This is a genomic window from Streptomyces sp. MNU89 (assembly GCF_020982505.1).
GTDB lineage: Bacteria > Actinomycetota > Actinomycetes > Streptomycetales > Streptomycetaceae > Streptomyces > Streptomyces xinghaiensis.
This window is the reverse complement of record NZ_JAJKLL010000001.1, coordinates 5,505,733-5,530,598: the sequence shown is the minus strand read 5'-3', so window position 1 is coordinate 5,530,598 and position 24,866 is coordinate 5,505,733. Positions and strand designations below refer to the sequence as shown.

General features: G+C 76.2%; 17 protein-coding genes and 2 pseudogenes. 12 read left to right on the top strand and 7 right to left on the bottom strand.

Features of this window, described 5'->3' with window-relative positions; genetic code table 11:
• Positions 1–104 precede the first annotated feature (104 nt).
• The 8 genes and pseudogenes from E4N63_RS23605 to E4N63_RS23570 all read left to right on the top strand — a co-directional run bounded on the left by E4N63_RS23605 (position 105) and on the right by E4N63_RS23570 (position 8,878).
• Complete coding sequence (locus E4N63_RS23605) at positions 105–1,382, top strand: prenyltransferase/squalene oxidase repeat-containing protein (RefSeq protein WP_230241640.1); 1,278 nt, start codon at positions 105–107, stop codon at positions 1,380–1,382.
• 245 nt (positions 1,383–1,627) lie between these two features.
• Complete coding sequence (locus tag E4N63_RS23600) at positions 1,628–2,314, top strand: SCO2322 family protein (RefSeq protein WP_308188736.1); 687 nt, start codon at positions 1,628–1,630, stop codon at positions 2,312–2,314.
• A 183-nt stretch (positions 2,315–2,497) separates the two neighbouring features.
• Positions 2,498–3,610 (top strand): annotated as a pseudogene (locus tag E4N63_RS23595) (energy-coupling factor transporter transmembrane protein EcfT); the annotation flags it as partial.
• 437 nt (positions 3,611–4,047) lie between these two features.
• A pseudogene (locus E4N63_RS23590) lies at positions 4,048–5,738 on the top strand (ABC transporter ATP-binding protein).
• The gene (locus E4N63_RS23585) at positions 5,735–6,598 is read left to right on the top strand and encodes an ECF transporter S component (protein WP_230241639.1); all 864 of its coding nucleotides are present in this window, start codon (positions 5,735–5,737) and stop codon (positions 6,596–6,598) included. The pseudogene E4N63_RS23590 and the gene E4N63_RS23585 overlap by 4 nt, the downstream one beginning before the upstream one ends.
• A gap of 337 nt (positions 6,599–6,935) precedes the next feature.
• On the top strand, positions 6,936–7,571 hold the full coding sequence (locus E4N63_RS23580) for a DUF6230 family protein (RefSeq protein WP_125625343.1): 636 nt from the start codon (positions 6,936–6,938) through the stop codon (positions 7,569–7,571).
• 156 nt (positions 7,572–7,727) lie between these two features.
• On the top strand, positions 7,728–8,069 hold the full coding sequence (locus tag E4N63_RS23575) for a DUF6114 domain-containing protein (RefSeq protein ID WP_308188786.1): 342 nt from the start codon (positions 7,728–7,730) through the stop codon (positions 8,067–8,069).
• 107 nt (positions 8,070–8,176) lie between these two features.
• A complete protein-coding gene (locus tag E4N63_RS23570) occupies positions 8,177–8,878 on the top strand; it encodes a hypothetical protein (protein WP_230241638.1) in 702 nt (233 codons plus the stop codon).
• Here the strand turns inward: E4N63_RS23570 and E4N63_RS23565 are convergent.
• From E4N63_RS23565 to E4N63_RS23550, 4 genes are all read right to left on the bottom strand, one after another.
• A complete protein-coding gene (locus E4N63_RS23565; RefSeq protein ID WP_374112823.1) occupies positions 8,868–11,198 on the bottom strand; it encodes a phosphatase PAP2 family protein in 2,331 nt (776 codons plus the stop codon). The two genes, E4N63_RS23570 and E4N63_RS23565, sit on opposite strands and share 11 nt — an antisense overlap.
• 358 nt (positions 11,199–11,556) lie before the next feature.
• Complete coding sequence (locus E4N63_RS23560) at positions 11,557–13,704, bottom strand: Ig-like domain repeat protein (protein WP_230241637.1); 2,148 nt, start codon at positions 13,702–13,704, stop codon at positions 11,557–11,559.
• A gap of 490 nt (positions 13,705–14,194) precedes the next feature.
• Complete coding sequence (locus E4N63_RS23555) at positions 14,195–14,710, bottom strand: hypothetical protein (protein WP_230241636.1); 516 nt, start codon at positions 14,708–14,710, stop codon at positions 14,195–14,197.
• 303 nt (positions 14,711–15,013) lie between these two features.
• The gene (locus E4N63_RS23550; RefSeq protein WP_228429771.1) at positions 15,014–15,706 is read right to left on the bottom strand and encodes a hypothetical protein; all 693 of its coding nucleotides are present in this window, start codon (positions 15,704–15,706) and stop codon (positions 15,014–15,016) included.
• A gap of 144 nt (positions 15,707–15,850) precedes the next feature.
• Between E4N63_RS23550 and E4N63_RS23545 the strand changes: the two genes are divergently transcribed.
• Positions 15,851–16,357, top strand: a complete 507-nt coding sequence (locus E4N63_RS23545; RefSeq protein WP_230241635.1) for a GNAT family N-acetyltransferase — start codon at positions 15,851–15,853, stop codon at positions 16,355–16,357.
• Here the strand turns inward: E4N63_RS23545 and E4N63_RS23540 are convergent.
• Positions 16,306–18,645, bottom strand: coding sequence for an MFS transporter (locus tag E4N63_RS23540; RefSeq protein WP_230241634.1), 2,340 nt, complete (start codon positions 18,643–18,645; stop codon positions 16,306–16,308). The genes E4N63_RS23545 and E4N63_RS23540 overlap by 52 nt on opposite strands.
• 711 nt (positions 18,646–19,356) lie before the next feature.
• On the opposite strand from E4N63_RS23540, the gene E4N63_RS31265 reads away from it, so the two are divergent.
• The 3 genes from E4N63_RS31265 (at position 19,357) to E4N63_RS23525 (ending at position 23,122) form a co-directional block, all read left to right on the top strand.
• Entirely contained in the window at positions 19,357–20,334 is a 978-nt protein-coding gene (locus E4N63_RS31265; RefSeq protein ID WP_230241633.1) for a peptidoglycan-binding domain-containing protein, read from the top strand.
• 1,108 nt (positions 20,335–21,442) lie between these two features.
• Positions 21,443–21,955 carry a peptidoglycan-binding protein gene (locus tag E4N63_RS31260; protein WP_230241632.1) on the top strand — a complete coding sequence of 171 codons (513 nt, stop codon included), beginning with the start codon at positions 21,443–21,445 and terminating at the stop codon, positions 21,953–21,955.
• A 501-nt stretch (positions 21,956–22,456) separates the two neighbouring features.
• The gene (locus tag E4N63_RS23525; RefSeq protein ID WP_185831384.1) at positions 22,457–23,122 is read left to right on the top strand and encodes an HAD-IA family hydrolase; all 666 of its coding nucleotides are present in this window, start codon (positions 22,457–22,459) and stop codon (positions 23,120–23,122) included.
• Positions 23,123–23,197: 75 nt separating this feature from the next.
• Here E4N63_RS23525 and E4N63_RS23520 read toward each other — a convergent pair whose 3' ends face one another.
• On the bottom strand, positions 23,198–23,785 hold the full coding sequence (locus E4N63_RS23520; protein WP_230241631.1) for a TMEM165/GDT1 family protein: 588 nt from the start codon (positions 23,783–23,785) through the stop codon (positions 23,198–23,200).
• A 229-nt stretch (positions 23,786–24,014) separates the two neighbouring features.
• Positions 24,015–24,812: an ABC transporter permease gene (locus E4N63_RS23515; RefSeq protein WP_228429773.1), complete on the bottom strand. Its 798-nt coding sequence runs from the start codon at positions 24,810–24,812 to the stop codon at positions 24,015–24,017.
• Between the last annotated feature and the right edge of the window lie 54 nt (positions 24,813–24,866).

Genomic DNA, 24,866 nt, shown 5'->3' with positions numbered 1-24,866 from the left:
GAAGACGAGCCCGGTGTGCCCTCCGCGTGCGGTCCGCGCGGCCGGGGTCGGCCGTGCCCGGCTGCCCCCCGCCACGAGAACCGCCAACGGAAGGCACCGAAACCATGAACGTACGCCGCACCGCCGCGGCCCTGGCCGCGTCCGCCGTGCTGGGTGCGCTCGCCGCACCCGCCGCCTCGGCCGACACCGCCGCGCCGTCCTCCTCCCCCGCCCCGAAGCCGCCGTCCGGGCTGCACGGCACCAAGGACCCGTCCTACGACGGGGTGTGGCGGCAGTCCATAGCCCTGCTCGCCCAGGACACCGCGGGCGTCACCCCGGCCGCCCAAGCCGTGGACTGGCTCACCGGGCAGCAGTGCGCCTCCGGCGCGTTCGCCGCCTACCGCGCGGACGCCGGCGCCGAGTGCGACGCCAAGACGCCGGTGGACAGCAACGCCACCGCCGTCGCCGTCCAGGCGCTGGCGGCCCTCGGCGGGCACACCGGCGAGGTCCGCAAGGCCGTCGGCTGGCTGAAGTCCGTGCAGAACGAGGACGGCGGCTGGGGCTACCTCCCGGGAACCCCCAGCGACACCAACTCCACCTCGGTGGTCGTCGGCGCGCTGGCCGCGGCGGGCGAGAAGCCGGGAGCCACCCGGGCGGGCGGCAAGTCCCCGTACGACGCGCTCGCGGAGCTGCAGCTCGGCTGCGACGCCGACGCCGGTGACCGCGGCGCCTACGCCTTCCAGCCCGACAAGAAGGGCCGCCTCCTGGCCAACGCCGACGCCACGGTGGCCGGTGTCCTCGCCGGCCACGGCGAGGGCCTGGCCGTCAGCCCGGCCGCCGGGGACGGCGGCGAGGGCGGCGGCGCGCCCGAGCCGCTGGAGTGCGGCTCCGGCGCGGACGCCGGCCGCACGCCGGAGGAGGCCGCGTCCGGCGCCGCCGCGTACCTCACCGGGCTGCTGGAGAAGGACGGGCACCTCACCTCGCTCGCGCCCGGTGCCGACGAGCCGGTGCCGGACCACTCCAACACCGCCGAGGCCGTGATCGCCCTGGCGGCGGCCGGCCGGCCGGAGGCTGCCGAGGCGCCGCTGGCCTGGCTGGAGAAGAACTCCGCCGAGTGGGCCGCGGACAACCCGGCCGGTCTGGGCACCCTGGTCCTCGCCGCGCACGCCGCGGGCGGCGACCCGCGCTCCTTCGGCGGCACGGACCTGGTGAAGGAGCTCAACGCCACCGGGCCGGAGCCGGAGTCGGTGCCGGCGGCCGGCGCGGACGCCGGCGAGGAGGGCGAGAAGTCCGGGTCCGGCGACGTCTCCCTCCTCTGGTGGATCCTGGGCGCGGGCGTGCTCGCGGGCCTCGTCGCCGGCGCCGTCCTGATGCTCACCGCCGGCCGGAGGAAGCGGTCGTGAGCGGGCGGCCACGGCGGACCACCGGGCTCCGGGCGCCGGACGGCACGGACCGGTACGGCACCCGGCCGCGCCGGACGCGGCCGCTCGGCGCGGAGACGGACCGAGCGGAGCAGCCGCACGGTGGCGGCCCGGGTGGCACGCGGCGGGGCGGCGGCCGGCACGGCACGGCGCCGCGCGGCGGCGGCCGTCCCCGGGCCGGCGCCCGCCGGCGTCCGGCCGCGCGCCCCGGGGTGCGCGGGCCGGCCGTGCTGCTGCTCGTGGCCGCCGTCACCGCGCTCGGCGCGGGGCCGGCACAGGCCGAGGGGTACCGCTACTGGTCCTTCTGGCAGCGGGACGGCGGCAGTTGGAGCTACGCCACCGAGGGGCCGGCGACGGCCAGGCCCGCCGACGGCGATGTCGAGGGCTTCCGCTTCTCGGTGAGCGTCAACACCCAGGACGCCGCGAAACCGCGCGGCACCGCCGGCTTCGACGAGATCTGCGCGGGCATCCCCGCCGAGGACGGCCGCAAGCGGGTCGCGCTCCTGCTGGACTTCGGTACCGCCGAGGACGCGCCGGACGGCGAACGGCCCCCGGAACCTCGCACGGAGTGCGCGTCCGTGCCGGAGGACGCGACCAGCGGTGAGGCCCTGGCCGCCGTCGCGAAGCCGCTCCGCTACAACACCTCCGCGCTGCTGTGCGCGATCGCGGGCTACCCGGAGCGCGGCTGCGGCGAACAGGTGTCCGGGGACGCGGGTGCCGCGGACGGCGGCGCGGACCCGTCCGGCGGAAGCGGTTCCGACGGCTCGGATGACGGCCGCTCCGGTGACGACCGTGCCGGTGAGCCGGCCGGCGGGGACGGCGGCGGCTCGTCGACCGGTCTCTACGCGGGTGCCGCCGCAGTCGCCGTCCTCGCCGCGGGCGCCGCCTGGCAGGCCCGCCGACGCCGCGGATGAGCACCGGCGCCCCCGGGACGCCCCGTCCCGGCCCTCTCGACAGCGCCCGGCCCGCGGCGGGCCGCGGTGCCGCTCCCCGCGCCCGCGACGGCCGCCGTACCCCGGTCCCGGCGGCCGGAGCGGGGCACGAACGGCGCGGTCCGGCGGCCGGGCGCGGAGGAGACGGGCGCGGGTCCGTCCGCGGTGGCGCGGCTCCGCGGGCGTCTCGCGTCCCGTGCGCCCGAGGCCTCGCGCGGCAACGCCCTGCACGCCGGGGCCTGGTGGCTGTGGGCCCTGGGTCTGGCCACCGCCGCGTCCCGGACCACCAATCCGCTGCTGCTGGCCCTGCTCGCCACCGTCGCCGGCTACGTCGTCGCCGCGCGGCGCACCGACGCCCCCTGGGCGCGCAGCTACAGCGCGTTCCTCAAGCTCGGCCTGGTGGTGATCGCCATCCGGCTGGTCTTCTCGGTCTTCCTCGGCTCGCCGATCCCCGGCAGCCAGGTGCTCTTCACCCTGCCCGAGGTGCCGCTGCCGGAGTGGGCGCGCGGGGTGCGGATCGGCGGCCGGGTCACCGCCGAGGGGCTCGCCTTCGCCTTCTACGACGGCCTCAAGCTGGCCGTGCTCCTGGCCTGCGTCGGCGCGGCGAACGCGCTGGCGAACCCGGCGCGGCTGCTGAAGTCGCTGCCGGGCGCGCTGTACGAGGCGGGCGTCGCCGTCGTCGTCGCCATGACCTTCGCCCCCAACCTGGTCGCCGACGTGGTGCGGCTGCGCGCCGCACGCAGGCTGCGCGGGCGCGCCGACCGGGGCGTCGGGGCGATCCTCCAGATCGCGCTGCCGGTGCTGGAGGGAGCGCTGGAGCGGTCCGTCGCACTGGCGGCCGCGATGGACGCGCGCGGCTACGGCCGCACCGCCCGCGTCCCGGCCGCCGTACGGCACACCACGACGGTGCTGACCCTCGGCGGACTTCTCGGCGTCTGCGCCGGCACCTACGGTCTGCTGGCCGCGGAGGGCGCGGGGTTCGGCCTGCCCGTCCTGCTGCTGGGGCTGTCCGCCGCGCTGGCCGGGCTGTGGCTGGGCGGCCGCCGCTCGGTGCGCAGCCGCTACCGGCCGGACCGCTGGGGCCCGCGCTCCTGGCTGGTCGCCGGGTCCGGGGCGGCGGTGGCCGCGGTGATGATCTGGTCCGCCTCCGCCGGCCGGGCGGACCTGCACCCGTCGGTCGTCCCGCTGACGGCACCGGCCCTCCCCCTGTGGCCCGCGGCCGGTGTCCTGCTCGGGCTGCTCCCGGCCGTGGCCGCCCCGGCGCCCGCGTCCCGGACCCACCGCGGCGGGCCGGGCGAATCCGGGCCGTTCGGTGCCGTCTCCGCGTCGGGGGGCGCGGAGGCGGGCGAGCGGTCCGAGCGGGCCCGCGGGCCCGGGGCCCCGGACCCGGACGCCGTTCCGGACGGGGCCGTCGCCGCCTGGCGCCTCCGCCCGGGCCGGACCGGCCCGGAGCACGGCCCGGCGGACGGAGCCGCGCCGCCGGATTCCGGCACCCCGGACGGGACTCCCGGTGCCGCCCCGGGCCCTTGCGCGCCGGGCGCTCCGTCGGCCTCGTCCACCCCGCAGGGCTCCGGGTGGCGCTCCGGGGGCGGCGGTGAAGCCGGCGGCGGGTCCCCCGGGCCTTCCGCCGCCCCGGTCCGCCCGGACCGGACGAGCCCGCCGCACCGCGCGGAGCGCCGCCGCACCGCGTCCACCGTCCCACCGGAGGAGACACCGTGATCCGGTTCGACGACGTGTCGGTCCGCTACGAAGGCGCAGCCGCCGCCGGACCGGCGCTCACCGATGTGGATCTGACGGTCCCCGAGGGCGAGTTGTGCCTTCTCGTCGGCCCCTCCGGTGTCGGCAAGTCGACACTGCTGGGCACGGTCAGCGGTCTCGTCCCGCACTTCACCGGCGGCACCCTGCGCGGCCGGGTCACGGTCGCGGGCCGCGACACCCGCACCCACAGGCCGCGCGAGCTGGCGGATGTCGTCGGCACCGTCGGCCAGGACCCGCTCGCCCACTTCGTCACCGACACCGTCGAGGACGAACTGGCGTACGGCATGGAGTCCCTGGGCCTGGCCCCGGCCGTGATGCGCCGCCGCGTCGAGGAGACCCTCGACCTGCTCGGCCTCGCCGCGCTCCGCGACCGTCCCATCGCCACCCTGTCCGGCGGCCAGCAGCAGCGGGTCGCGATCGGGTCCGTCCTGACCCCGCATCCGCGGGTGCTCGTGCTGGACGAGCCGACCTCCGCTCTCGACCCGGCCGCCGCCGAGGAGGTGCTCGCGGTCCTCCAGCGGCTGGTGCACGACCTGGGCACGACGGTGCTGATGGCCGAGCACCGGCTGGAGCGGGTCGTGCACTACGCGGACCAGGTCGTCCTGCTGCCCGCGCCCGGCGCGGCCCCGGTGACGGGCCGTCCGGCGGAGATCATGGCCGTGTCCCCGGTGACGCCGCCGGTCGTCGCCCTGGGGCGGCTCGCCGGCTGGTCTCCGCTGCCGCTGTCGGTACGGGACGCGCGGCGGACCGCCGGACCGCTGCGGGAACGGCTGGCAGGGCTCACCCCGTCCCCGCACCCGGTTCCCGCCCGCACCCGGCCGCCGCCGAGTCCGCCGTGGAGGCCGCCCCCGCCACCGAGCTGTCCCGGCTGTCGGTGCGGCGCGGCCGCACCGAGGTGCTGCGCCGGATCGGGCTGACCGTGCGGCCCGGGGAGACGGTGGCCCTCATGGGCCGCAACGGCGCGGGCAAGTCGACCCTGCTCAACACCCTCGCCGGGCTGCACCGCCCGGCGGGCGGCACGGCCCTCGCCGGCGGCGTCGTCCCGCACCGCACGTCCCCGCGCGACCTGATCCGCCGGGTCGGGCTCGTACCGCAGGAGCCGCGGGACCTTCTCTACGCCGACACCGTCGCGGCGGAGTGCGCGGCGGCGGACGGGGACGCGGACGCCGAGCCGGGCAGCTGCCGGGCCCTGGTCACCGCCCTGCTGCCGGACGTCTCCGACACCACCCATCCGCGCGACCTCTCCGAAGGGCAGCGGCTGGCGCTCGCGCTGGCCGTCGTGCTGACGGCACGCCCGCCGCTGCTGCTGCTCGACGAGCCGACCCGCGGCCTCGACTACGCCGCCAAGTCCCGGCTGGTGGAGATCCTGCGCGGACTGACGGCGGAGGGGCACGCCGTCCTGCTGGCGACCCATGACGTGGAGCTCGTCGCCGAACTGGCGCACCGAGTGGTGATCCTGGCGGACGGCGAGGTGGTCGCGGACGGTCCGACCGCCGAGGTCGTCACCGCCTCCCCGGCCTTCTCCCCGCAGGTGTCCAAGATTCTGGCGCCGCAGCCCTGGCTGACCGTCTCCCAGGTGCGGAACGCCCTGGCCGCCCCGGACGGCCCGGATGATCCGGACAACCCCCGGACGGAGGACGCCCGATGACCCCGGAGCGCCCGCCGGCCCGGGAGCGGCCGGCGGCCCGGGAGCGGCCGGCGGCCGGCCGGGTGCGGGCGGTACGTCTCGGCCCGCGCTCGGTCGCGGCGCTCGTGCTCGTCAGCGCGATCGGGGTGATGGCCTTCGGCTGGCCGCTGCTCGCCGACTCCGCGTCCGGGCTGGCGCACTCGGGCGACGCGCCGTGGCTGTTCGCGGCGCTGCTGCCGCTGCTGGTGGCCGTCGTGGTGGCGACCGTCGCCGACACCGGGCTGGACGCCAAGGCCATCGCGATGCTGGGTGTGCTCGCGGCGGCCGGCGCGGCGCTGCGGCCGCTGGGCGCGGGCACCGCCGGGCTGGAGCCGATGTTCTTCCTGATGGTGCTGAGCGGCCGGGTGCTCGGCCCGGGCTTCGGCTTCGTGCTCGGCGCGGTGACGATGTTCGCCTCGGCCCTGCTGACCGGCGGGGTGGGGCCCTGGATGCCGTTCCAGATGCTGTCGATGGGCTGGGTGGCGATGGGCGCCGGGCTGCTGCCGGGGGCGGAACGACTGCGCGGCCGGGCGGAGCGGTGGCTGCTGGCCGCGTACGGCGGGGCCGCGGCCGTCCTCTACGGCACGGTGATGAACCTTCAGGGCTGGCCGTACATCGGCGGGCTGGGGACGGGCATCTCCTTCGTCCCGGGCGACCCGGTGCACGAGAACCTCGTCCGCTTCGCCGCGTACTGCCTGGCGACCTCCCTCGGCTGGGACCTTCCCCGGGCCGCGCTGACCGTGGTGCTGACCCTCACCCTCGGCTCCACCGTCCTGGCGGCCCTGCGCCGCGCCACCCGCCGGGCGGCCTTCGAGGCCCCGGTGGCGTTCGAACGGCCCTGAGCCAGGGCCGGGGCGGCACTCGCCGGCGGCCGGTACCGGAGCAGGGGCGCCGGGCCGGCCGACCCTCGCGGCCCGCGGCGCGCAGCCGCGCCCCTCAGCCGGCCGCGACGGGTGCGCTCCACGCCTCCGGGCCGGGCTCCGGGAATCCGGCTGCGCCGCGGTCTTGCCAAGGTTACTGGCGAGTCATACCCTCGGTAACCCACGACTTGGCATGCACTCAACACTGCACCCATGCGCCCCTTCGCACCGCGCACAGAGCCGCACCACCTCCCCCACACGCACCGCTGACGCGCGGTCCGAGGCGCTGACCCCGTTCCCACCGACGGAGGGACAGACCATGGAAAACGTTCGGAGCAGGGACGACGCGGACGGATACGAGACCGGCCGCGTCGGACTGCGGAGATTCGCGTTACTCGCGGTCCCGGGATTCGCGGCCACCGCGGCGCTCGCCGTCGCGCTGGCCAACGGGGCGCTCGCCGCCTCGTTCGCCGTCTCCGGCCAGGAGTTCAAGGTCTCCGCCGACGAACTCACCGGGGACGGCTTCGTCCAGTACGGCAGTTTCGACACCAACGTCCGGGACGAACTGCTGCCCGTGGCCGTGACCGGCCTGCGGAAGGCGGAGATGACCAATCTCTGCCAGTCCGTCGTCACCAGCCTGCCGGTCGTCGGCGACATCTCGCTCAAGCTCTCGGCGGGCACCGGGAAGAAAAAGGTCGAGGCCACCGACCTGATGCTGGACGCCACCCAGCTCGCGGGCAACGCCTCCTTCACCAACATCGAGATCGGCCGGGACGCCTCCACCCTCGACAAGGGGCCGGACGGCGCCCAGGGCATGCAGGACCTCTTCTCGCAGCAGGCCGACGACATCCGGATGACGAATCTGCGCCAGACCGCATGGGCCACCACCGCCGGCACCTTCAAACTCGCCGGGCTGCACATGAAGATCCACAAGGGCCGGACGGAGTGCTTCTGACGTGCCCGGCCGCGCCCCTCCGAACCAGCCCGCCCCGCAGCCTCCCCGGCACCCCGCGGCCGCCGGTACGGAGGTGACCGGCGGCTCCCGGGCACCCGGCCCGGTGTACGGGCCCGCTGGCGGCGGTGGCGGCGGAGCCGTCCCTTCTGGGGCGGCCTGCTGACCGTCCTCGCCGGTCTGGAGATCAGCCTCATCCCGCTCGCCCCCGTCGAGATGATGCTGCATCAGGGGATCGCGGGCCTGCCCTCCGTCCTGCTCGCCCTCATCATGATCGTGATGGGGCTGAGCGCCTGGTTCGCCCCCCACTACCGCGGCCTCGCGGGCGTCGTCACCGTCCTGCTCGCCGCCGCCGCACTGGTGATGTCCAACCTCGGTGGCTTCTTCATCGGCACCGTGCTGGGCATCGTCGGCGGCTCCATGATCTTCGCCTGGCGGCCCGTGCCGCGGCAGGCGAAGGGGGACGCGGCCGGAGAACGGCCGCCACCCCGGCGCCGGTAAAGGGCCCGAACCGCCCGCCGGCTCCGGGAGCCGAGCCCTCCCGGGCCCGTCCCCGCACGACCCCTCACCCCGGAAACACCCCAACCCTCACAAGGAGAACCCCCACCATGACGCGAGCCTTAGCCCTGCGCGCCCTCGTCGCCTGCGGCACCGGAGCCGCCACGGCCGCCGCCCTGGCGCTCACCGGCGCCGCCTCCGCCACCGCCGCCCCGGCCGACTCCACCGCGGCCGGGCCGACCACCGTCTCCCCCGCCGGACACCAGTTCGCCGCCACTCTCAACGGATCGGCGACCTTCAAGGCCGGCGCGGTGACCGTCACCTGCACCGTCTCCAGCTCCGCGCCCGCCGCGGACGGCACCTCCGACGCCAACCAGGTCCCGGACGCCCCCGGCAACACCAACGCCGAGGGCCCGGTCGAGAGCGTCATCAACGCCCCGACCTACAGCTCCTGCCGCTCCAGCCTCCCCGGGGTGAGTGTCACCATCACCACCACCGGCGTCTGGGGTGTCTCGATGCAGCACGGTGACCCCAGCAGCGCCACCCTGACCATCCCCCAGGGCGGCTTCGTGCTGAAGACGAGCGGTCTCGCCTCCTGCACGGTGACCGCCGCCCCCGACGGTGCCGCGCCCGTGGGCGGTACCTGGACCAACGGCGCACCGTCGCAGCTGGACTTCACCGACGCCCAGGTGCCGGTGTCGGCCACCGGCGGCTTCGGCTGCCCGACCAGCGCGGAGACCTCGGTCTTCAACGCCACCTATGACGTCACCGATATGACCGACCCGGCCTCGCAGATCACCGTCACCGGCTGATCCGCACGGCTCCCGCGGTCCGGCCGGTCCCCTCCGCCCCGACCGCGGGCCGGGCCCGTACGGACCGGCTGCGCGCCCGGTCCGTGCGGGCCCTCACCGCCGCGCGGCGGCCGATGCCGGGCCGCCGCGCGACCGGCCCCCGCTCCGGCCCGGGCTCCCGCCGCTCAGCTCTCCCCGGGCGCTCCGGTCCTCTCCCCGCTCGCCGTCCCCGCGAGTTCCGGCTCCGCGCCCCGGCCCTGGGCCGCCCCGGCCCCCGCTCAGCCGCCGCCCGCTCCCCGTCCGCACCCCTCCCGGTCACGGCGTCCGCACCGCCCGCACCGCCCGCCGGGTCCGGCGGCTCCGGGATCCCGGCCGCGCCGGCCTTCTCCGCCGTACGGCCGATGAGCAGGTGCCGCACCCCGAAGCCTGCCGCCACCACCACGACGCCGCCCGCCGCGTCCAGCAGATAGTGGTTGGCGGTCCCGACGATCACCACCGTCGTCAGCACCGGATAGAGCACGCCCAGCACCCTCGGCCACAGCGCGGGCGTCAGCCGCCACACCACCACGGCACACCACAGCGACCAGCCGACGTGCAGCGAGGGCATGGCCGCGTACTGATTGGAGATCCCCGTCAGCGCGCCGAAGTCGGGGTGGTCCAGGTCCTGCGGGCCGTGGGCCGTGTCGACGAAGCCGAGCCCCGGCATCAGCCGCGGCGGCGCCAGCGGGTACATCCAGAAGCCGATCAGCGCCAGCAGGGTGGCGAACGCGAGCGAGGTGCGCCCCCAGCGGTAGAGCACGGGGCGGCGCAGGTACATGAAGCCCAGCAGCGAGAGCGGCACCAGGAAGTGGAAGGCCGAGTAGGAGAAGTTCATGGCGCTCTCCAGCCAGCCGGTCCGCGCCACCAGCAGGTTGAACCACAGCTCGACGTCGATGCGGAGCGCCGCCTCGATCTCCAGGATCTGCCACCCGTGGTGCTCCGCGAGCCACCGCCCGTCCGGCGCCTGGCCGCGGACCCAGGAGTACGCCCAGTAGCCGACCCGGATGAGCAGCAGTTCCAGCAGCAGATTGGGCCGGGTCAGCGGCTGCGGCCAGGACCGCAGCAGCGGCAGCCGTCCCGCCCCGGCCGCCGCGGGAGAGGCGTGCGGCGCGGGGCGCGGCCGCAGCCACTCGGGCTCCGCCCGGGTCAGGAACGGCACCGCGCAGGCGGCGGCCAGCGCCGCCAGCAGCGGGGCGTTCTCCCCGATGAGCCCTATCCACTCGATCTTCGGCACGAGGGCGTCCCGGTGCAGGGTCATCACCAGGACGACGACCGCGGGCCAGACGAGCCGGTCGGCCCGGCGCCGCCCGACCCGCCCGACGGCGGCGAGCAGGATCCACAGCTGCTGGTGCTGCCACGCGGTGGGCGAGACGGCCACCGCGACGCAGCCGGCCAGCGCCACGGCGAGCAGCCACTGGCCGTCGGCCGCGTAGCGGGCCGCCCGGCGCAGCCCGGCCACCGCGACGGCGGCCGCGAGGACGAGGAAGAGCGCGATCTCCAGCGGGCCCTGCACGCCGAGCCGGAGCAGCAGCCCGTGCAGGGACTGGTTGGCCGCGCTGTCGGGGGGCCCGCCGAGGCCCGCGCCCGCCGCGTGGCGCAGCCAGTACGTCCAGGAGTCGTCCGGTGACGCGGCCCAGGCCAGCGCCGAGCAGGCGGCGAAGGTTCCCGCGGCGGTCGCCGCGGCCCGCCGACGGCCGGCCGCCCACAGCAGCACGGCGAAGAGCAGTACGGCGGGCTGGAGCGCGGCCGCGGTGCCGATGAGCGCCCCGGAGACCCGGGCGGAGCGGCGCGGCAGGAAGGCGGTGAGCACCAGCAGGACGGGGAGGACGCTGGTCTGGCCGAGGGTGAAGGTGTTGCGCACCGGCACCGAGACGACCAGCAGGACGAGCGCGACGGGTGCCGCGAACAGCGCGGCCCGACGGGAGAGCGGCCCCGGCAGCAGACGCGCCGTCACCAGGCCGGTGGCGACGACGAGGAGCAGGGTGCCGAAGGTCCAGCCGACCCCGAGCGCCTGTTCGGCGGCCCGGGTGAAGGGCTTCAGGACGAGCCCGGCGAACGGGGTACCGGTGAAGGCGCCGGGCCCGTCCCCGTACAGCGGCTGCCCGGCCCGCAGGACGCCGTTCTCCCCGATCCAGGTCTCCAGATCGGCCAGCCGTCGCCGCGGGGGCAGTCGCAGTACGGCCGCCGCCTGACGGGCCGCCAGCAGGGCGACCACCAGCCAGAGTGCCCCGACGGCCAGCACCGTCCGTGATGCCGCCGGTTCCGCGACCGCCCGCAGTCCGTTTCTCTCCGGATTCGCCACCGTCCGACCGCTCCCCCGTCTCCGTCCGCCCCCTGGGTGTTCCTTCGCACCGCGCCGTGCAAGACGCGGGACACCCGACGGCCACCTGACCGTCGCCGCCCATTGCCCGCAGATTAGCCCCGATCTTCTCGGGGAGCCGGGCGGTTTGTCCGGGTGTTTCCGGGCGTGCCGGGATGGGTGGCGGTGGACGGTGGCCGGATCCCGCCGCCCGGGCCGGAAGGGTGGCTGCGGAGGGACGGGTTCCCGCGCGTCTCCGTCCCGCGCGGACGGGAGACGCCGCGCCCCGGGGCGGGCGCGGCGTGGAGAGGGCCGTGCCGGGGTGCCGGTACCCACCCGGCGCGGCCCCCGGTTCCGGTGCTCAGGGGAGGAGCGGCAGCGGCCGGAAGTCCAGCGGCGCCGTGTCGGTGGACGGTCCGTAGACGGCGGTCCCGGCGAAGGAGGCCCGGTAGGACTCCGTGGTGACCAGGGTCGACTGGACGGTCACATTGCTGAGGGTGGCGACACCGGAGGCGTTGGTCACGGCCGTGCCCAGGGTGACCTGCCCGGTGGTGGGGTTGGCGGTGAAGGTGACGGTCTGCCCGGGCAGCGGCGCCCCGGTGGCCGCGTTGGTGAGGGTGGCCCGCAGGGCCGGGATGACGAAGGTGCCGTTGGTCCGCATCCGGATGGCGGCCGGTTCCGCGTCGAGCCGGGTGGCGGTGGTGGCGGGCGGGTCGACGGTGACGGTGACCGTGCCGGAGGAACCGGCGAAGCAGCCGTTGCCGTTGTAGGTCGCGGTGACCGTGTTGGTGCCGGTGGGCAGGGCGCTGGTGGTCGCGGTCGCCACCCCGCCGGGGTTCACCGGGACGGTCTGGCTGAAGCCGCCCGGGCCGGTGAAGGTGACGGTGCCGTCGACCGTCTCCGAGCCGGATGACGAGGGGGTGACGGTGGCGGTGAGCGTGACGGGCTGCCCCTGGGTGGTGACGGCGGGAACGGCCGTGACCGTGGTGGTCGTGGTGACCGGTTCGACGGTGACGGGAGTCAGCGGGGAGTTCGACGCGGCGGTGCCGGGGTCGGCCGGGACGAAGAACGCGGCGGCCTGCCGCACACCCACGCCGAGGCCGGAGTAGACCGTACTGGCCTGTCCGGAGGCGTCCAGGGCCACCGTCCGGACCGGGCCGCCGTCGCTGAGGATGAAGGTCACCGAACCGGTGGTCACCGGGTCGCCGTTGGCGGTGAGCACCGTCGCCCGCAGGGTGACGTCCTCGCCGCAGACCGCCGGGCCCGGGATCACCTCCAGCGTCGTCGTGGTGGAGGTGGGGGAGAACACGTAGGTGAAGGTGCCGACGCTGGTGCCGGTGCCCTCGGCCGTGGTGACGATCACCGGGCCGCTGCCCGTGCCGGGCGCGGTGACCGCGGTGATGCTGGTGTCACTGTTCACGGTGACGGAGGCGGCCGGCACCCCGGCGATGGTGACGTCGGTCGCCCCGGTGAAACCGCTGCCGGTGATCGTGACCGTCGTCCCGCCCGTGGAGGGCCCCGTCGTCGGGGCGACGCCCGTGACCACGGGCACGGTGAGGACGGTGACCTCTCCCACCGTGTAGTTGGTCACGTAGATGTCGCCGCCCGGGGCCACCGCGATCCCGTACGGCGTGGTGCCGGCCGCGACGGTGTAGAGGATGGCGTGGGTGGCGGTGTCGATCACCAGTGCCACGTCGCCGGCGTAGTCGGTGACATAGGCCCTGCCGTCGTCCGCGACCGCGACCGCGACCGGCTCGGTCCCGGGCGGGAGCACGATCGTGTCCGTGACCAGCAGCGTGGCCGTGTCGATCACGGACACCGTGGCGGAGCCGGAGTTCACGACATGGGCGAAGCCGCCGGACACGGCCACCGAGGAGGGCCCGGAGCCGGCCGGGAGCGCGATGGTCTGGGTCGTGTCCGTGGTGCTGTCGATCACCGTCACGGTGTGGGAGCCGGTGTCGGCCACGAACACCAGGCCGTTCGAGGAGCCCACTCCGGACGGCAGGACGCCGGCCGGGATGGGCGAGACGCCGGGCACCACCGTGTCCGTCACGGTGTCGATGACCGTGACGGAGCCCGCCAGGAAATTGCTCACATACGCCTTGCCGTTGGACACCGCCACGCCGATCGGCCCGGTGCCCGCCGGGAGTGCGACCGTGCCCGTGACCGTGTCGGTGGCCGTACTGATCACCGAGACGGTATCCGCGCCGAGGTTGGTCACATAGACCTTGCCGCCGGCCACGGCGGCCGCCGTCGGCCCGCTGCCGGCCGGGAGCGCGATGGTGCCCAGGACGGTGCCGGTGGCCGTGTCGATCACGGTGACGCTGTCGGACTCGGTGTTGACGACGTAGGCCTTGCCGCCCGGCGTGACCGCCACAGCGGCCGGTCCGGCACCGACCGGGATCGTGGACGTCGCCAGGACGCCGATCCGCGTCACCGGCGGCGGTCCGCCCGTCTGCCGGGGCAGACGCCCCGCCCGCTGCTGCGACTGCTGGGTGTGCGCATCCATGTGAATCTCCCGTGTGGGTACGGAGTGTGGGCCCGGCCCGGAGCGGGGGCGGTGCGGCCCCGGCACCGCGGACCCGCGGCGGTTCCCGTGCCTCCCGGTCTCCGGGGGCCTCACCGTGAAGCGGCCGGCGGACCGGGCCGCACCGGGGCAGTGGTCCGCCCGCTGTGGACCTCCTGGTGATCCCCCACCCCGGACGGGATAACCGGGGCAATGCCCTCAATACGCATCAATCAGCAGCAAAACGCTTATCGTACGCGCTCTTTCGCACCACCGCGGGGTGCACCGCGCACCACCGGCGCGCACCTCCGCCGCGACCGGCGGCCCCTCCCGGTCCCTCTGCCATCAGGGGGCGGGCCGGGTGCCCGCGCACAGGAAAGGGCCCCGGAAGCCGTGGCTTCCGGGGCCTCGCAGGGCCGTACCGGCCCTTCTCCCCGACGGACGTCTCCACGGGGTCGTGTGCCCCGTCGCGGCAGTGCGGTGGTGCGGTGGTTCAGACGCGGAGCAGACGCTCCGTCAGGTCGCGGTAGTCGCGCAGGGCGGTGCGCAGTTCCTCGGTGTCGAGGTGAGCGTCCTTGCCCTTGCCGTTGCCGCTGCCGCCGTTGTGCTCCCAGGCGCTGCGCAGCTTGCGACGCTGCTCGCTCAGAGCCTTCGCGACGTTCTCCGCGGCCTCCTCGAACAGGGCGTCGGCCTCGCGGACGGCTTCCCGGGGGCTGTCGACGAAGCCCGTCACCGTGTGCTGAAGCCGCTCCGAGAGCCGGTCGCACTCGCGCTGCGGCAGCAGGGGCGCGGCCGCGGCCGGGACAGCGGTGCCACCGCGGTGCGCCGCGCCGTCGCCTTGGGCCGAGCCCTCGCCGTACGCCGCGCCGTCGTTGTACGACGCACCGCCGGGGACGGAGCGCTCGCCGGCCGTCGCACCGCCGTGGTGCGCGGTGTCTCCGGCGGGGTCCCCCGCGGGCTCCCCCGGGCCCGGGTACGAGCGGGCCGGAAGGCCGGTCGCCGGGTCCACCGGGCGGCTTCGCCGCCCGGGGCCGGCGGGGCGTACGGAGCCGCCGAGGTGGCGGGGGCCGCCGTGGTCGCCGCACCGGAGGGGTCGGGCGGGGGACGGAGTCCGCCGGGCCGCCCGGGTGTCCCGGGGCCTCCGGAGCCGCCGCGCCGGCCGGGAAGCCGGCGGCGCTGCCGTCGCCCGCGGGCCGTCCGGCCGGGGTCCGCCCGGAGCCGCTCGCCACGGCCGGGTCCGGGTGGGAGCCGGGTCCCCGCTCGTAGCCGTCACCCTGTTCGTGCTCGTGCTTGTTCCTGCCGAGATGCGCCATCACGCACCGCCCTTCGTCGTTCCGGTGTGGTGCCGGGCGCCCCAGGGGCCGTGCAGCCGGTCGGCGAGCCGCTGCTTGCCGGTCCCGGCGGCCGTGGTGCGCGTGCCGTGCCGCTCGGCGCCGCGGTCGTGGGCCCGGTGCCGCGCGTTGTCCTGCGGGTGTGTGCTGACCAGTTCCTCGAAGAGCGCGCGGGCGTGGACCACGGCTTCGCGCAGTTCCTCGGTCTCCGCCCGGCCCTCGCGGGCCCGTGCGGCGACGGCGTGCACGTGCCGGTAGCCGTCGACGTGCTCGCCGTGGTGCACCGACAGGGCCGCGACCTGCTCGTCGAACTCGTCGGCCGGGAAACCGCGTTCGCGGATCAGTTCGCCCAGCAGCCGCTCCGCGGCGTCGACGGCCTGCGCGGGCGAGTCGACGAACTGCTCCTGCACACCGGCCCAGCGGGCCACGTACTGCTCGCGGGCCTCGGCGCTCAGCGGGCGCGTCCGCAGATCGCCGTGGCGCCGCAGCCGCTCGGAGAGTTCCCGTTCCGCGGCCTTCCGGTCGCCGTCGTGGCGGGCCACCGTGCGCTCGTACTCGGGACCGAACCGGCGCTTCAGGCCGCCACCGCCACTCTGCATGACGCGCGGGGCGAGCACGAGCGCGACGATGACGAGAGCCGCCACGGCCAAGATGATGATCACGCCTGTGGACATGTCGTGCCTTTCGCTGAGCTCCCCTCGTGCGAGGCTTTCATCACGGCGTTTTGCCCCGGACACGGGCCGCAAACGCCGCCAAAGCCGCCGAGGGATACGGAAATTGAGCTGCCCGCGGCCCCGGGGCCGTCGCAGAATGCGCCCATGACCCGGACCGGAACCCGCCGCACCGCCCCCTGGACCGTCTCCCCCGAACCCGTCGGCTCACCCGTCGCCAGGCGGCTGTTGCGCGACTACTACGCCGAGGTCGCCGGCCGGTACTACGGGCGCGCCGTGACGGACGCCGAGATCGACGAAGGGCTCGTCGAGCACCACAGCGACGACCTCACCGCGCCCGCGGGCGTCTTCCTCGTCGCCCGCCTCGGCGGCGAACCGGCCGGCTGCGGCGGGCTGCGCCTGCTGCGGCCGGGCACGGCCGAACTCAAGCGCCTCTACGTCCGGCCGGAGGCGCGGGGCAGCGGTGGCGGAGGCGCCCTGCTCGGGGCGGTGGAGGCGGCGGCCCGGGGACTGGGCGCGGAGCGCGTCGTCCTCGACACCCGGCACGACCTCGTCGAGGCGCGGGCGCTGTACGCCAGGCGCGGTTACGCGGAAATCCCCGCCTACAACGACGACCCGTACGCCGAGCACTGGTTCGCGAAGCACCTCGGGTGAACCGCGTGGGGGCGTCCGGCCGCCGCCCCTCGCTCAGCCCGGGTGCGGCCCCGCCCCGCCCCGGCGTCCGCGCGGTGCCGGACACCGTGTCCCTCGCCGTGCCGGCGCCGGTGCCCGCCGTGCCGCGGCCCGTCGTCGTCGTACGGCCACTCCTCGTCCGAGCCGCAGAGTTCCGCGCTCAGCTCCCGGACCAGTTCCTCCAGGTCCCGCGGCCGGTCCGGCCCCCACCAGTCGCCGAGCAGCGCCGCCAGATGCCCCTCGCGGGCCGTGGCGAGCCGGCCGGCGACCTTCCGTCCCCGGGCGGTCAGCCGCAGCGGCAGCCCGTCCCGGACCGCCAGGCCGCGGCCCTCGATCTGCCGCACGGCCGAGGTGAGCACGCTCAGCGGCAGGGTGCCGCGCCCGGCGAGGACCGCCGGATCGGCCCCGCCCTCGCGCCGGACGCGGAGCAGCAGCCAGCTCGCGGCGGGGTCGAGGCTGTAGCCGGCCCGGGCGGTGATGTCCTCGTAGAGGCCGTGGCATCCCTCACGGGCGCCGAGGGCGGAGAGGGCGCGGGCCACCTCGTCGTGGGAGGAGCGCTCCACCGGGTTGCTCGCGTAGGTCTCGCTCATGTCGGGGGTGGTGACGGAGCCGCGCAGCGGTTCCTCCTTGAGGAGGACGGCCAGCACGAGCGCCCCGAAGGTGACGGGGGCCGCGAAGAGGAACACGTCGGTGATCGACGCGGAGTAGGCGTCCAGGACCTCCGGGCGCAGCCGCGCCGGGAGCAGGTCGATGGTGCGCGGATCGGACGCCAGGTCGGCGGGCCCGGCTCCGGCGGGCAGGCGCTCGTCCGCGAGCAGGGCGGTGAGCCGGTCGCCCAGCCGGCCGGCGAAGACCGTACCGAAGACGGCGACCCCGAAGGAGGCGCCGATGGAGCGGAAGAAGGTCGCGCCGGAGGTGGCGGCACCCAGGTCCTCGTAGCCGACGGCGTTCTGCACGGCGAGCACCACGATCTGCAGGACGAGGCCGAGGCCGAGCCCGAAGACGGCGAAGGAGACATTGATCTCCCAGCCGGGGCTGAACCGGTCGATCCGGTGCAGGAGCAGCAGCCCGAGGGTGGTGACCGCGCAGCCGGCGACGGGGAAGACCTTCCAGTGCCCGGTGCGGCTCGCGAGCTGGCCGGAGACGGTCGAGGCGATCAGCAGCCCGGCGACCATCCAGAGCATCCGGACCCCGGACAGGGTGGGGCTGAGACCCCGTACGACCTGCAAGAAGGTCGGGAGATAGATCATCGTCCCGAACATCGCGAAGCCGACGACGAAGCCGATGACCGATCCGAGGGTGAAGGTGCGGATCCGGAACAGGCCGAGCGGCAGCACCGGTTCCACAGCCCGCCGTTCCACGGCCGTGAAGGCGGCCAGGAGGACGGCGCCGAGCAGGGCGAGCCCGGCGACCCGCCAGGAGACCCAGGGCCAGACCGTGCCGCCGAGTGAGGAGAGCAGGACCAGCACGGCCGCGACGGCGGCGATCAGGAGGATGCCGGCATAGTCGATGGTGTGCCGGACGGGGCGCGCCGGGATGTGCAGGACGGCGGCGATGACGAACAGCGCGACCAGCCCGATCGGGAGGTTGACGTAGAACACCCATCGCCAGCTGAGCTGTTCCGTGAAGAGGCCGCCGAGCAGGGGCCCCAGCACACTGGCCGCACCGAACACCGCCCCGAACAGGCCCTGGTAGCGGCCGCGTTCACGGGGCGGGACGATGTCGCCGGTGATGGCCATGGAGAGCACCATCAGCCCGCCGCCGCCGAGCCCCTGGAGCGCGCGGAAGACGATCAGCTGCGGCATGTCCCGGGCGATCCCGCAGAGCACGGAGCCCATCAGGAAGATGCCGATGGCGAGCAGGAAGAGCCGCTTCCGGCCGTACTGGTCACCGAGCTTGCCCCAGAGCGGGGTGGCGGCCGTGGCCGCGAGCAGATAGGCCGTGACGACCCAGGACAGGTGGTCCAGGCCGCCGAGTTCGCTGACGATGACGGGCAGGGCGGTGGCGACGATCGTCTGGTCGAGGGCGGCGAGCAGCATGCCGAACAGCAGTGCGCCGATCGCCAGGCGCACGGTGCGCCGGGGCAGGTCCTCCCCGGGCCTGGGGGCGTCGGCGGGTGCCGGGGCGGCGGGGTCCGCCGTCCGGACGGCCGCGGGCGTCCCAGGCGCCGCGGTTCCGCCGGGGGCGCCGGAGGCGCGGAGGGCCCGGGGCGCGCCGGGCCCTCCGTACCGTCCCGTCCCTCCCGGGGGTGGGGCCGCGTCCTCGGCCATGGACGCCTCCTCGGTTCGGGCCTGCTCCCCGCCGCCGGTCGCCCGCGGCCCGGCGGCTGCCGTACGTGTCCGCGCGTTCCCGCGGCTCCGCGTCCCATCCTGGCGGTTTTGCCGGGGTATGGCCCGCCGGAAGGGCCTGTCGGCGGGGCCCTGGCTGTGCTCTTCGCACAACTGTCTGCATAATCGCTCCCACGCAAGGGAGGGGATCCACCGTGACGGCATATGTCTGCCCGGACTGCGGGGCGGCACGGCAGCGGGACGGTCGGCCCGGCTGCGCGTGCGCGGCCCGGGCGGCCGCCGCCGCCGAGGATTTCGACCCGCTGCGCATCCGGCCGTACGTGGAACTGCGCGAACCGGCGCCGGCATCCGGGCCGGAACAGCCCCCGGACGCGGCCGGCGGCCCCGCCCCGCGGTCCGCCGCCGCGCCGGACTCACCGGCGGAAGGCTCGCCGGGGGAGAACCCCGCGGCGGGCCGGGAACCGGACGGCGCCCCGGACCTGCGGCCCGGCCGGTCCGCCGGCGGGACCTCCGGCCCGGAGCCCGCCGCCGCGCCGTCCGCCTCCTCTCCGGAATCCGGGCCCGGTCCGGCCGCGGTTCCCGGATCCGGGACCGGCTGGGACACGCTGTTCCGCTCGCGGCCCGCCGGTCCGGCACCGGGGAACACCGGCGGGACCGACGGCACCGACCGCCCGGCCGGAGCGGGACCGCCCGGTGACGGCCCCGGGACCGGCCGGTCCGCGCCGGGCTCCGCCCCTCCACCGGTACGGCCGCGGAACGGCCCGCCGACCCGGCGGCCCCGACCACCGCGCTCCCCGGTTCGACGGCACCGGCCGCCCGGCGGGCCCGGACCAGCCGGGTGACTCCGGAGCTGGCCCGGGTGCCGCACCGGAAACCGGCGGCCCGGCCGGGGAGGACGACGCCCCGGACATCACCCGCCCCTCTCCCCGCTCACCCCGCGGCCGGCGCGGCCGGGGCGCGGACTCCCACCCCCGCGCCGAGGACCTGGGGCTCTTCCACGACGACGCCTTCGCGGACCGCGAACCGGAGGACTCCGGCCGCCCCGGGGCGGGCCGGACCGGGCGCCGCCGCCGTACGGCCGTGATCGCCGGGGCGGCCGCGGCGGTGGTCGCCGTCTGCGCCGGGGTCCTCGGCACCGGGCTGCTGGGCGGCGACAAGGAGGAACGCGCGGCACCGAACGAGAACAGCCTCACGCCCACGGCCGTGCTCCCCACCGACGGAAACGGCCCGTCGGCGAGCGCCTCGGCCTCGCCCTCGGCCTCCGTCTCGGCCAACGGCGGCTCCCCGTCGGCCTCGGCCACGGACTCGTCCCCGTCCGCGAGCCCTTCGGGGGCGGCGGGTTCGGCGGCGCCGGACGGCACCCCGAACCCCACCCGGGCGTCGGGCTCCGTCTCGGACGCCCCGGACGAGCCGGGCGACGGGTCCGGCTCCGGACAGGACGATCCGCCGATCCTGCAGAAGGGGATGTCGGGACCGGAGGTCCTGGAGATGCAGCAGCGCCTCAACCAGGTCGGCCTGTTCAGCACGGTGGACGAGGACGGCAGCTACGACGAGCAGGACGAGCGGGCGATCGCCAACTACCAGCTCTGGAACGGCGTCGAGGGCGACCCGAGCGGCGTCTACGGACCGGCCACCCGCCGCTCCCTGGAGGAGCGCACCGAGGAGCCGTAGGGCCGGCCCGCCGCTTTGCCCCGGGTCCACGGCACCCGACACCGCACCCCGCCGCCGGGCACACCCACGTACGCGCCCCGTGCACGGGGCGGTCCTGCGCCGTGCGGTGCACGGCGCCGGCCGCGCGGTCCGACCCGACGCGAGGGTGCGGACAGGCCCCGGCCGTACCGGTCCGCGTCGGTGCCGACCCCGTGACGGAGCGGACGGGCAGGGGTGCAGTCCGCCCGTCCCGGGCCGTGGTGGCCCGGCGGCCGGTCCGCAGAGATCGGCGGAACTCGGCGGAACTCGGCGGAACTCGGCGGAGACGGACGAAGACGAAGACTGCGGAGAAGGCCCCCGCGCGGGCCCGAGGAATTCCCGTCCGGCCCATTTCGCGGCCTATGCCCCCTGGGGGAAGCGCCCCGATGGGGACCTGTCCGTTCCCCTTCACACCACTGTCTGCATAATCGCTCCCACTGCGATGAGGGGATCCATCAGGTGACGGCACATCTCTGCCCGGTCTGCGGGCTGGAGCGGACACAGGCCGACGGCCTCGGCTGCGACTGCGCGGGGCGGGCCGCCTCCGCGGCCGGGGACACCGCCCCGCCGCCCCATGAGCCGTCGACCCGTCCGTCGCCCCGTCCGGCCGGCGGGTTCCCGCCCGGGACCGCGGTCTCCGGGGAACCCCGGGACGTACAGGCCGGGCGTGGCCCGGAGGAGGGCGGCGGCGGATTCCCGCCGTACGGCCCTGCCGCTTCGGCCGCGGAGTGGGGCCCGGCGTCCGCGGACCGCCCGGCGCGCACGAACGCCGACCCCTGCCCGGCCCCGGGACTTCCACAGAACTCGGACCGGGACCACGACCGGGACCGGGAGGGCGATGACGGCGCCACGGTGCCCCTCCGCCCCGTCCACCCGGCGGCCTCGCTGGTGGCCCTGCCGGAGTCCCCGGTCTCCGGCCCCGCGAGGAGGATCTGGGCCTCTTCGGCACCGCCGCCCCCGCCGCACCGGAGGCGCCGGCCGGGCACGGACGCCGGGCCCCCACGGGCCGGGGTATCCACGGGGCGACCGGCGGGCGGACCGCCGGCAGCGCCGTCGTCGCGCGGCGGCCGTCACGGCCACCGCCGCGGCTGTGGCCGCCGTCTGCGCCGGCGTCCTGGCCGTCGGCCTGTCCGGCGACAGCGAGGAGAGCGACCGCGCACTGCCGGACGAAACGCCCCGGGTCCCCACCGCCGTCCTGCCCACCGGCGACGCCTGGACGGGCAGCGGCCGGCCCTCGGCCTCGGCCACCGGTCCCACGTCCGCCACGCCGACCCGGTCCCCGGTCGCCGTGAAGTCCTCGGCCTCCAAGACGCCGGAAGCCGACCGGACGGCGGACGAGGGCGCCGAGCCCCTGGACGAGACGCCCCGGCCCGAACCGGCACCGGTCCTCAGCAAGGGGATGTCCGGAGCGGAGGTCCTGGAGATGCAGCGGCGGCTGAACCAGCTCGGCCGCTCGCTGAAGGTGGAGGAGGACGGCCAGTACAACGGGAACGAGGTCCGGGCCATCAGCCGCTACCAGAACATGTTCGGCGTCGAGGGCGACCCGCAGGGCGTCTACGGCCCGGCGACCCGCAGCTCACTGGAGAGCCGCACCCAGGTGTAGGCGGGGCGGCGGGGACGGGCCGCCGCCGCCCGCTCCCGCTCGCACCGGGTGGCCCCCTCGGCGTACGGCGGACGCCAACTCCCGGCCCGCGCCGGCCGGCCGGGGCGCCGCCGCCACCCCACGCACTCCACCACGGCACCGGCCGGAGGCGGCCGCCCCTCCCCGTCCCGGCCCCATGCCGCCCCGCCCCGCTCCGCGCCGTCCCGTCCCCGTCCGCCGCGAACGCGGCACGGCAACGGTCACCGGCCCTCGGTCGCCGCCCCTCGCTCACCGGCCGGATCACCCGCCGCCCGCCGCCCGCGGACCGGCCGCCACCTGCGGATTCACATCCGGACCCCGGAAGGTCTGGTGTCTGCGCCCACTGTTTTGTATGGTTGAGGAACAAAGTGGTTCCGCCCGTGTTCCCTGACCGGCGGGCGGAGCCGCCTTGTTCTCCGGTTTCCGGTTCCCCTTTTCCGGTTCTCCGGTCCCCCATCGCACGCCCGCGCCCAGGAGCAGCCCATGACGGCCATCCCCGCCGTGCCCCTCTCCGCCCGCGCCGTCCTCCTCGACATGGACGGCACCCTCGTCAACTCCGACGCGGTGGTCGAGCGGTGCTGGCGGCAGTGGGCGGCGGAGCAGGGCCTCGACGGCGACCACGTCATGCGGCATGCGCACGGCCGGCAGGGCCACGCCACGATGGCGCTGCTCCTTCCGGACCGCCCGGCGGCCCTCAACCACGCGGACAACCGCCGGATGCTCGACCGGGAGACCACCGACATGGACGGGGTCGTCCCGGTGCCCGGCGCCGCCGCCCTGATGGCGGCGCTCCGCGGACTGCCGCACGCTCTGGTCACCTCCGCCGACAGCGGGCTGGCCACCGCCCGGATGGCGGCGGCCGGGCTGCCGTCGCCACCGGTGCGCGTCACCGCCGAGTGCGTGGGCGCGAGCAAGCCGGACCCGGAGGGCTTCCTCAAGGCCGCCGCCGAACTGGGCTTCGACGCCGAGGACTGTGTGGCCTTCGAGGACTCCGAGGTGGGCATCGCGGCGGCCCGCGCGGCCGGGATGCGGGTGGTCGGCGTCGGCGCCCGCGCGGCCGCCTGCGGGCCGACCGTCCATGTGCCGGACCTGGAGCCGGTCCGGATCACCGGGGACGCCACCGGGCTGGTCCTGGCCTTCGGCGCCTGACCCCGGCCGCCCCGCCGCCGCCGCCCCCAACCGCCCGCCTCGCTGCGGCGGTCGGCCGCCGGCGGCCACGGGCCGTCAGCCCGTCGCGGCCTCGTACAGGCTGAACGCCGCGAGCGCGAGCATGACCGTCGCCGCGACCTTGGTGATCAGCCGCAGCGGCACGTACTTCATCAGGGTGCGGCCGCCGAGGATGCCGATGCCCGCCACCGCCCACAGCGCCAGTACCGCGCCGATGCCGACCGACAGCGGGTCGTCGTAGCGGGCGGCCAGGTTGGCGGTCATGATCTGGGTGAGGTCGCCGAACTCGGCGGCCAGGATCAGCGTGAAGCCGGCGCCGGAGACCTTCCAGAAGCTCTGGCCGCCCGGCTCGGCGCTCTTCTCCCCGCCCTCGTCGCCGTCCTTCCTGAAGAGCAGGACCGCGGCCCCCACGAGGAAGAGCACACCCACCACGGCCTGCACGATCCGCTGCGGCAGCAGCGTGAGCACACTGCCGGCGGCGACGGCGAGCACCACGTGGACGAGGAAGGCGGCGGCCACGCCCGCGAAGACGTACGAGGCGCGGTAGCGGGTGCCGAGCAGGAGACCGGCGAGCGCGGTCTTGTCGGGCAGTTCGGCGAGGAACACGACGCCGAAGACGAGTGCGATGGTGCCGATGCTGAGCACAGCGGTGTTTCCCTCTGTCGATCGGTTGCCTGTGCTGCCCGACCGATGACCTGGCTGTGTTTCAGGGGTCGCTTCGGCCCGGCAGCGTCTGGACACTGCGGCCGAAGGTCTCGCTGGGCGGGCGGCGCGCCACCGCGCACTGCCTGCCTCCGGGCGCCGGCCCGGCCGCGCGAGGCGGCCGGGCAGTATGTCGACGGTCCGGCGAAGAGCTACTCCCCTTCAGACGCGTTCAGCCTACGCGATGCTCCGCCGGCTCCCCGTCCCGGTGCAGGAGTCCGCGGGCGACCAGCTCCAGCACCAGGGCCACCGCAACCACCTGCACCGCCACCAGCGCGACCAGCACGAACAGCTGTACGGCCCCGGCCATGACGGGTGACGCCCCGCCGAGCAGCATGCCGACGTACGCGCCCGGCAGCGTGACCAGGCCCACCGTCCGCGTCTGGTCCAGCCCCGGCAGCAGGGCGTCGGAGGCGGCGGGCCGGGCGATCTCCAGCCGGGCCTCGCGCACGAGCAGCCCCAGCGCCATCCCGGCCTCCACCTCCCCGTGGCGGGTGCGCAGTTCGTCGAGGGCCCGCCGGCCCGCGAGCACCGTGGCGGTCAGCGCGCCGCCGATGAGGATGCCGCTGACGGGGATCAGGGCGATGCCCTTGAGCGGGACGAGCCCGGTGACCAGCAGCACGGCGACCACCGGCACCACCCCGGCGCCGATCGGCAGGGCGGCCCACCACCAGGTGCGGTTTCGGGTCACCCGGCGGCCCGCCGTCCGGACCGCCACCCCGAACATCAGCGCGACGAAACCGAGCAGCAGGGGCACCGCGCGGACCACCCAGCCGATGAGGTACGAGACGGCTGCGAGCTGCACCGCGGCCCGCAGCCCCGCGGTGACGACGGCACGGGCGTAGCCGCGGCCGTCCGGGCCGGCGAGCCGGGCGAGGGCCGCGACGGCGGCGGCCGCGAGGAGCAGGGCGGCGAGGACGATCCCCAGCACGGGGTTGACGGGGAGCAGGGCGTCGGCGGCGGTGAGCACGCGGCAACCCTAGAACGGGCCCGCGCCCCGCTCGCACGGGTGTGCCCCTGTTCG

What these genes read in the sequence shown, in the direction of transcription:
- E4N63_RS23605 (WP_230241640.1), top strand. Translation starts at nt 105, where the DNA reads ATGAACGTACGCCGCACCGCCGCGGCCCTGGCCGCGTCCGCCGTGCTG.
- E4N63_RS23585 (WP_230241639.1), top strand. Translation starts at nt 5,735, where the DNA reads ATGACCCCGGAGCGCCCGCCGGCCCGGGAGCGGCCGGCGGCCCGGGAG.
- E4N63_RS23580 (WP_125625343.1), top strand. Translation starts at nt 6,936, where the DNA reads ATGGAAAACGTTCGGAGCAGGGACGACGCGGACGGATACGAGACCGGC.
- E4N63_RS23570 (WP_230241638.1), top strand. Translation starts at nt 8,177, where the DNA reads ATGACGCGAGCCTTAGCCCTGCGCGCCCTCGTCGCCTGCGGCACCGGA.
- E4N63_RS23560 (WP_230241637.1), bottom strand. Translation starts at nt 13,704, where the DNA reads ATGGATGCGCACACCCAGCAGTCGCAGCAGCGGGCGGGGCGTCTGCCC.
- E4N63_RS23550 (WP_228429771.1), bottom strand. Translation starts at nt 15,706, where the DNA reads ATGTCCACAGGCGTGATCATCATCTTGGCCGTGGCGGCTCTCGTCATC.
- E4N63_RS23545 (WP_230241635.1), top strand. Translation starts at nt 15,851, where the DNA reads ATGACCCGGACCGGAACCCGCCGCACCGCCCCCTGGACCGTCTCCCCC.
- E4N63_RS23540 (WP_230241634.1), bottom strand. Translation starts at nt 18,645, where the DNA reads ATGGCCGAGGACGCGGCCCCACCCCCGGGAGGGACGGGACGGTACGGA.
- E4N63_RS23525 (WP_185831384.1), top strand. Translation starts at nt 22,457, where the DNA reads ATGACGGCCATCCCCGCCGTGCCCCTCTCCGCCCGCGCCGTCCTCCTC.